The sequence below is a fragment of the Leisingera sp. G5_S3_59_S7 genome (genome assembly GCF_054968485.1).
Genome location: NZ_JBQKUH010000014.1, coordinates 70,629 through 77,546 on the forward strand (window position 1 = coordinate 70,629; position 6,918 = coordinate 77,546).

Consider the following 6,918-nt stretch of genomic DNA (forward strand, 5'->3'; position numbering starts at 1 on the left):
CCTCCCGGGTGAGAGAGTGCGCGCGGGGCTTGGGGCCAACCCTAAACCCCGGAGATTGCCGATGAACGCTCACCCCCATTCCGTCCAACTTGCAACCGAGCCCGACGCCCCTGCCCTGCCAGAGGCTCCGGGCTTCGCCCAACACCTGATGCAGGTTGCGAAAGCCCTCGTCCCCCTGTTCGAGGCGGGCAGGTCCATCGACGCCGCCGCCCTTCGCACTGCGATGGAGCAAGCCTTCGGTGCCAGCGACACCAGCGGCTCCTGGATCTGGAAGGATGCTTACGAAGCCGCAGAGGTCGCCCAGATCCTGATGCTTTCGCGCTACGGTGCGCTGATGCAGCGCCAGGTATCCGCGCCGCGGGCATTTCTCACCATGATCGAGCGTCTCGCCGGTCTGGCCCCCTCCCACACGCGGCGCTCTGAAGACAGTGTCCGCCTGCAACAATTCTCGACCCCTCTGCCCCTCGCGGCCATCGTTGCGCAGGCGGCGGGCTTTCGGGACGACGACCTGGTGCTCGAGCCTTCGGCCGGTACCGGCCTGCTGGCGATTTTCGCAAAGATTGCAGGCGCTCGCCTGGCGCTGAATGAGCTTGCCGAGACCCGCCGCGCCCTGCTGGGACATCTGTTCCCCGGTGCAGTCGTCTCGGATCACGATGCCGCCTCGATCGATGACCGGCTGGATCGGTCGATCACGCCCTCGGTCATCGTGATGAACCCACCGTTTTCTGCGGCCAACCATGTCGACGGCCGGTTCCGGCAGGCCACCAGCCAACATGTCCTGTCCGCCCTAGCGCGTCTCGCGCCGGGTGGGCGGCTTGTCGTCATCACCGGCGAGAGCTTCCGCCCCTCGACGAAATCCTTTCAGTCGACGTTTCAGCGGATCGCACAAAGCGCCGATGTGGTATTTTCCGCCGCTATCGACGGCAAGGTCTTTGCGCGGCATGGCACCACGATCGACACACGGCTGACGGTGATCGACAAGCGTGCGACTGGCGCTGATGAGATCGCATCGGTCGAAAGCGAGGCCGTCTACCATCCGATCTGCGCGACCACCGCCGACCTTCTCAACGCAGTGCTCACCCACTGCCCGCAGCGCCACAGCCCCTCGCCCTGCCCCACCAGTACGGCCCTGTCGGCTCCGACCGCTTCGACCCGCACCAACCTGCAGGCCCTGCGCAATGCCGCGCGCAAGGAAACCCGTGCCCTCGCCGAAGAACGCGCAAGGCACCCGTTTGACGATATCACGACGGCCCCGATCGACTACCTGCCGAAGGCTTGGAGCCAACCCGACGGCACGCTGCAGGACACGGTCTACGAGGCCTATGACCTTCAGGCGATCAGGATCGATGGCGCGGCGGAACATCCGACCGCGCTGGTGCAATCCACCGCCATGGCCTCGGTGCCGCCGCCCGTGCCGACCTATCGTCCCATCCTGCCGAAGAACCTCGTTCAGGACGGCCTTCTTTCTGCGCCGCAGCTGGAAAGTGTCATCTATGCGGGCAACGCGCATGAGACGCATCTCAAGGGCTGGTTCAAGCGCGGCGAGATCGAAGGCCAGTTGATGGCGGCGGCCGAGGGCGACGAAGGCGCGTTTCGCCTGCGCAAGGGCTGGTTTCTGGGTGATGGCACGGGATGCGGTAAAGGGCGACAGGTTGCCGGTATCATCCTCGATAATTGGCTCAAAGGGCGCCGACGGGCGGTCTGGGTCTCGAAGAGCGACAAGCTCATCGAAGATGCGCGTCGCGACTGGATAGCGCTCGGGGGACGCGAAAGCGATATCGTGCCGCTCTCGAAGTTCCGCCAGGGCAGCGACATCCGCCTGCCCGAGGGCATCCTCTTCGTCACCTACGCCACGCTGCGCTCGGCTGAACGTGAGGGCAAAGCCTCCCGCCTCGATCAGGTCACGTCCTGGCTCAGCGATGGGTTCGACGGGGTCATTGCTTTTGATGAAAGCCATGCCATGGCGAATGCTGCCGGAGAAAAGTCCGACCGCGGCGACAAGAAGGCGTCCCAGCAGGGCCTCGCTGGCCTCGCGCTGCAGAACGCCGCGCCCGATGCACGGGTTCTCTATGTCTCGGCGACCGGTGCCACAGTCGTCGGCAATCTTGCCTATGCTTCGCGCCTCGGTCTCTGGGGCACCGGCGATTTCCCCTTCGTGACGCGGGCCGAGTTCGTCGCCGCGATGGAGGCCGGGGGCATTGCGGCCATGGAGATGATCTCGCGCGACCTGAAGGCGCTTGGGCTCTATCTGGCGCGGTCCCTCTCCTATGCCGGGGTCGAATACGAGATGCTGGTCCATGAGCTGAGCCCCGCTCAAGTCGCCATATACGACAGCTACGCCGATGCCTACCAGATCATCCACAACAACCTTGAGGCAGCGCTTCAGGCCTCGGGTATTTCTTCTGAGACCGGCACGCTGAACGCCCAAGCGAAATCCGCCGCGCGTTCGGCCTTCGAGAGCAACAAGCAGCGCTTCTTCAACCATCTCATCACCGCCATGAAATGTCCCTCGCTGATCCGCGCCATCGAGGCGGACCTTGCAGCAGGGCACTCGGCCGTGATTCAGGTGGTCTCGACCAGCGAAGCGGTGATGGAACGCCGCCTTGAAGAGATCCCTTCCTCGGACTGGGACGATCTGCAGGTCGATTTCACGCCGAGGGAGAACATCATGGACTACCTGATGCACAGCTTCCCGACGCAGCTTTTTGAGCCTTACACCGACGAGAATGGCGATCTGCGCTCGCGCCCCGCCCTCGATTGCGATGGCAACCCGATCATCTGCCGCGAGGCGGAGCGGCGGCGGGATGATCTTGTCGAGCATCTTGGGGCCCTCGCCCCGGTGCAGGGCGCGCTCGACCAGATCCTCTGGCATTTCGGAGGCGATGCAGTGGCTGAGGTCACGGGGCGCAAGCGGCGCATCGTCAAGACGCGTGAGGGGCGGCTCAAGGTCGAGAACCGCCCCGCCTCCTCCAACCTCGGCGAAACCCAGGCCTTCATGGACGATGCAAAACGCATCCTGATCTTCTCCGATGCGGGTGGCACCGGGCGCAGCTACCACGCCGATCTCGGGGCCAAGAACCAGCGCCTTCGGGTGCATTACCTCCTGGAGCCCGGGTGGAAGGCCGACAATGCGATTCAGGGTCTCGGGAGGACCAACCGCACGAACCAGGCGCAGCCGCCACTCTTTCGCCCCGTCGCCACAGACGTGAAGGGCGAGAAGCGCTTTCTCTCCACCATCGCCCGCCGCCTCGACACGCTGGGTGCCATCACCAAGGGACAGCGCGAGACCGGCGGTCAGAACATGTTCCGTGCCGAGGACAACCTTGAGAGCCCCTACGCACGCGCTGCGCTGCGCCAGTTCTTCTACAAGCTGCGTGCGGGTAAGATCGAGGCCTGCTCCTATGCGAAATTCCAGGAGATGACTGGGCTGACGCTCGATGAAGCGGATGGCACGATGAAAGAGACCCTGCCGCCGATCCAGCAGTTCCTGAATCGTTGCCTCGCGCTCCGCATCGACATGCAGGACGCGATCTTCGAGGCCTTCGGCGGGTTCCTCTCGGCCATCATCGAAGATGCGCGCCAGGCAGGCACGCTCGATGTCGGCCTCGAAACGCTCAAGGCCGAGAAATTCGAAATCGTCGACCGCAAGGTCATCTTCGAGCACGGGGCTACGGGCGCAACGGCAACTGCGCTGACCGTGGAGCGTACCGATCGCAACGATCCGCTCACCCTGCCCCGGATCAAATCGATCTGCGCAAATACGGACGGCGCGACGCTGTGCTGGAACACCTCCTCCAAACGCGCGGCGCTGATGGTGAATGCGCCGGCCTTCATGGACGAGGACGGCGTGCCGATCCTGCGGGTGAAGCTTCTGCGTCCGATGGCCACAGAAATCCTCGCGCTGACCGAGTTCTCGAAGTCGCACTGGGAAGAGATCGATGATGCGATATTCGAACAGCTCTGGCAGGCCGAGGTCGAGGCAGTGCCGGAGTTCACCACCTCAAAGATTACGCTCATCTGCGGGCTTCTCCTGCCGATCTGGGATCGGCTTCCCGCTGACAACATGCGCATCTACCGCCTTCAGACCGAGGATGGGGAGCGCGCCATCGGTCGACTGGTCAGCCAGGAGCAGCTTCTCAATGTCTTTGCACGCCTTGGTCTCGATTGCCAGATCGAGATGACGCCGCGGGAAGTGCTCGCCGCCGTGATGGAAGCCAGGACGACGCTGAACCTCCTCGGCGGCTATCAGCTGCGCCGGTCGCTGGTCATGGGGCAGCCGAGGCTTGAGCTGATAGGTGCTTCAGGCGCGGCCCTGCCCGGACTGAAGGCAATGGGCTGTTTCACGGAAGTGATCCAGTGGAAGACGCGGGTGTTCATTCCGGTCGACGGCATCGAGGTGCTGACACGGGTCCTTGCCGAGCATCCAGTTGGCGCCGGCACATCGGAGGCCGCCGCATGAGCGCGCGCCACAGTATCGCGGACCTCTCGGCCGATCTGGCAGACCATGCCGAGAGTTTCTGCCGCCAGTATTTCCCCGAGGGGCGCAAGCTGGGTAATTATTGGCAGGTCGGCGACACGTCCGGTGCAAAGGGCCAGAGCCTCGCCATCCGTCTGCAGGCGCAGGTTGGTCGTAAAGCCGGGTCCTGGCAAGATTTCGCGACGGGTGAATATGGCGACCTGATCGACCTGCTGCATGAACGGCTTGGGTCTGTCACGCTCAAGGAGACCCTGAGGGAGGCTCGATCCTTCCTCGGCGAAGCCCCCTGCCCTGCCGTACCTCGAGACACCCAAAGGGCTGAGCGCCCGGATGCAGCCTCCAGCAAACGCATCGCGCGGGCGCGCAAACTTTTCGCTGCTGGCAAGCCGGTGTTTGGCACCTTGGCCGCCACCTATCTGCAGGGGCGCGGGATCACACGGCTCGGCCCGGCCCTGCGCTATCACGCGCGTGTCTTCCTGCGGCAGGGCGAGGACGACCCCGATCTGCTGGAACGGGCCCCTGCCCTACTGGCAAAGATCACCGACAATCGCGGCCAGATCACCGGATGCGCAAGGGTTTTTCTCGACCCGTCCACCGGCGGTTTGGCCGAGATCGAGAGCCCGAAGCGGATCCTCGGACAGCTGCACGGCCATGCCATCCGCTTCTGGTCCGGCAAGGCGCGCAGCGATCTCATCGTCGGTGAAGGTCTCGAGAACACCCTCTCGGTCGGCACGGCTCTCCCCGAGTTCGATCTCGCCTCCTGTCTCACTGCCACCCATCTCGGCCTCTTCATCCCGCCGCCGAGGATCAAGCGTATCTGGATCGCGCGGGACAATGACGAAGCTGGACGCGACGCATCAATAAGATTGCTTAACCAACTGGAATCGCTTGGAATTACCTGTGGTGATCTCGTACCAAACATGGGCGATTTCAACGACGATCTGCGGGCATTTGGCAAAGATGCGCTGCGCCGTTCTCTGCTAAAGGCCATGAAAGCACAAGGTCTGGAGATCGAGGACGGGTGACCGCCAACCTCCCCGGGGATGCCTGACCGGGCAAAGGTTTCGCCGGTTCTATCTGATCCCGTTTGGACAAGGGGAGCGATGGACCGGCGGGTCGGAGCAGAGTGCTCCTCGCCCGGGCAGCAATGCGCCCGCTACCCGGAAAATTCCCCTGCCCCACCACATGACCGTGGCGGGCCATTCCTCGCGGGAACAATTTTCCGGTCCGGGTCACATTCTCCGCTGCGCTCCGATCCTGACGGATGCGGCCCGGTCGCCGCCGGTCCTGTTATCGCCCCATCCAAATCGGGTCAGATCAAACAGAGGAACCAGACAATGCCCCATCAGACAGACATCCAAGAGGAAACCGGCGTGACCTCCGCCATCCTCGACCACCTCGCACTTCACGTCGCAACGCCCGGGCCCGGCGAGACCGATCATCGCCCCCTGCCCCAGCCCGACGAGGTCGAACTCGCCATGGCGACGCTCTTTGACACCACCATCGGCCTCCTCACCGGAAGCCAGTTGGAAGACAATCTCGAAGAGATGCTCTGGTCCCTGACCTCGATCTTCCATCGCCGGCTCACCCATATCCAGAAGCTCCTCGATGACAACGAATTCGAGGTCCGGGAAAGTCTGGCCATCCAGGACGGCTCCGAGGTCGCCTCGGTCGAACTCGAGCGCCTCCAGATGATCGGGCTGAAGCTCTGGGACCATCGCGACGCTTTCGAGCAGATGCGCGATCTGGCCGTGGACCACTTCTCGGCCGCCACCGGTTCACCCTGGCTGCCCCGCACCGGATCCAAGGTCTCGCATCGCGGTCTCACCTCCGCCGTGGTGGACAGCCGGGCCTATCTCTCGGCCAAGCGGCGCAAGGAGACCGAGGTTCACTGCCCCGAAGGCACGCGGATCGCCTTCTCGGGCGGGGACTATCACGCCTACGACCTGATCTGGTCCGTCCTCGATGCCACCCATGCGAAATACCCAGACATGATTCTTTTACACGGCGGCACACCAAAAGGTGCCGAGATGATCGCTGCCCGCTGGGCAGATACCCGTGGTGTCACGCAGGTGGCGTTCAAACCCGACTGGAAGAGCCATGGCAAGGCTGCCCCCTTCAAGCGCAACGACAAGATGCTCGAGACCATGCCCCAGGGTCTGATCGCCACGCCCGGTTCGGGCATCACCGAGAATATCGTCGACAAGGCCCGCAAACTCGGCATCCGCATCAAGAGGATCGGGGCTTAGGCCCCGGTTCACGCACCGCGCAGGAGATCCCGCACGACCACAGCCTCGGAGTAATGGAACGCTACCCTTGTGGTGGACTTGGTGCACGACGCAATATCTAGAAAGTGCTTGCACGAATCTGGCTGGTCGGGCAATAGTCTCGAAAAATAACGCGCGGTCACATAAAAAACGCGCCCACGGATCGGGGCAGAC

Annotated in this window: 4 protein-coding genes; 3 read left to right on the forward strand and 1 reads right to left on the reverse strand. The window is 63.5% G+C overall.

The genetic code is table 11. The annotated features are described in order from the left end of the window. The first annotated feature begins 61 nt into the window (after positions 1-61). The 3 genes from ACTRWG_RS09005 (at position 62) to ACTRWG_RS09015 (ending at position 6,726) form a co-directional block, all read left to right on the forward strand. Positions 62-4,459: a strawberry notch-like NTP hydrolase domain-containing protein gene (locus tag ACTRWG_RS09005; protein WP_009827039.1), complete on the forward strand. Its 4,398-nt coding sequence runs from the start codon at positions 62-64 to the stop codon at positions 4,457-4,459. Then, positions 4,456-5,502: a DUF7146 domain-containing protein gene (locus tag ACTRWG_RS09010; RefSeq protein WP_009827040.1), complete on the forward strand. Its 1,047-nt coding sequence runs from the start codon at positions 4,456-4,458 to the stop codon at positions 5,500-5,502. The genes ACTRWG_RS09005 and ACTRWG_RS09010 overlap by 4 nt, the downstream gene beginning before the upstream one ends. Positions 5,503-5,814: 312 nt before the next feature. Next, positions 5,815-6,726 (forward strand): DUF2493 domain-containing protein, encoded by a 912-nt coding sequence (locus tag ACTRWG_RS09015; RefSeq protein WP_009827041.1) that lies wholly within the window; start codon positions 5,815-5,817, stop codon positions 6,724-6,726. An 8-nt stretch (positions 6,727-6,734) separates the two neighbouring features. On the opposite strand, the gene ACTRWG_RS09020 is transcribed toward ACTRWG_RS09015, so the two are convergent. After that, on the reverse strand, positions 6,735-6,918 hold a 184-nt coding region (locus tag ACTRWG_RS09020), incomplete at its 5' end, for a hypothetical protein (RefSeq protein WP_407474629.1).

Excerpts from the sequence above, each read along its gene's own strand:
- ACTRWG_RS09010 (WP_009827040.1), top strand. The coding sequence starts at position 4,456 with ATGAGCGCGCGCCACAGTATCGCGGACCTCTCGGCCGATCTGGCAGAC.
- ACTRWG_RS09015 (WP_009827041.1), top strand. The coding sequence starts at position 5,815 with ATGCCCCATCAGACAGACATCCAAGAGGAAACCGGCGTGACCTCCGCC.
- ACTRWG_RS09005 (WP_009827039.1), top strand. The coding sequence starts at position 62 with ATGAACGCTCACCCCCATTCCGTCCAACTTGCAACCGAGCCCGACGCC.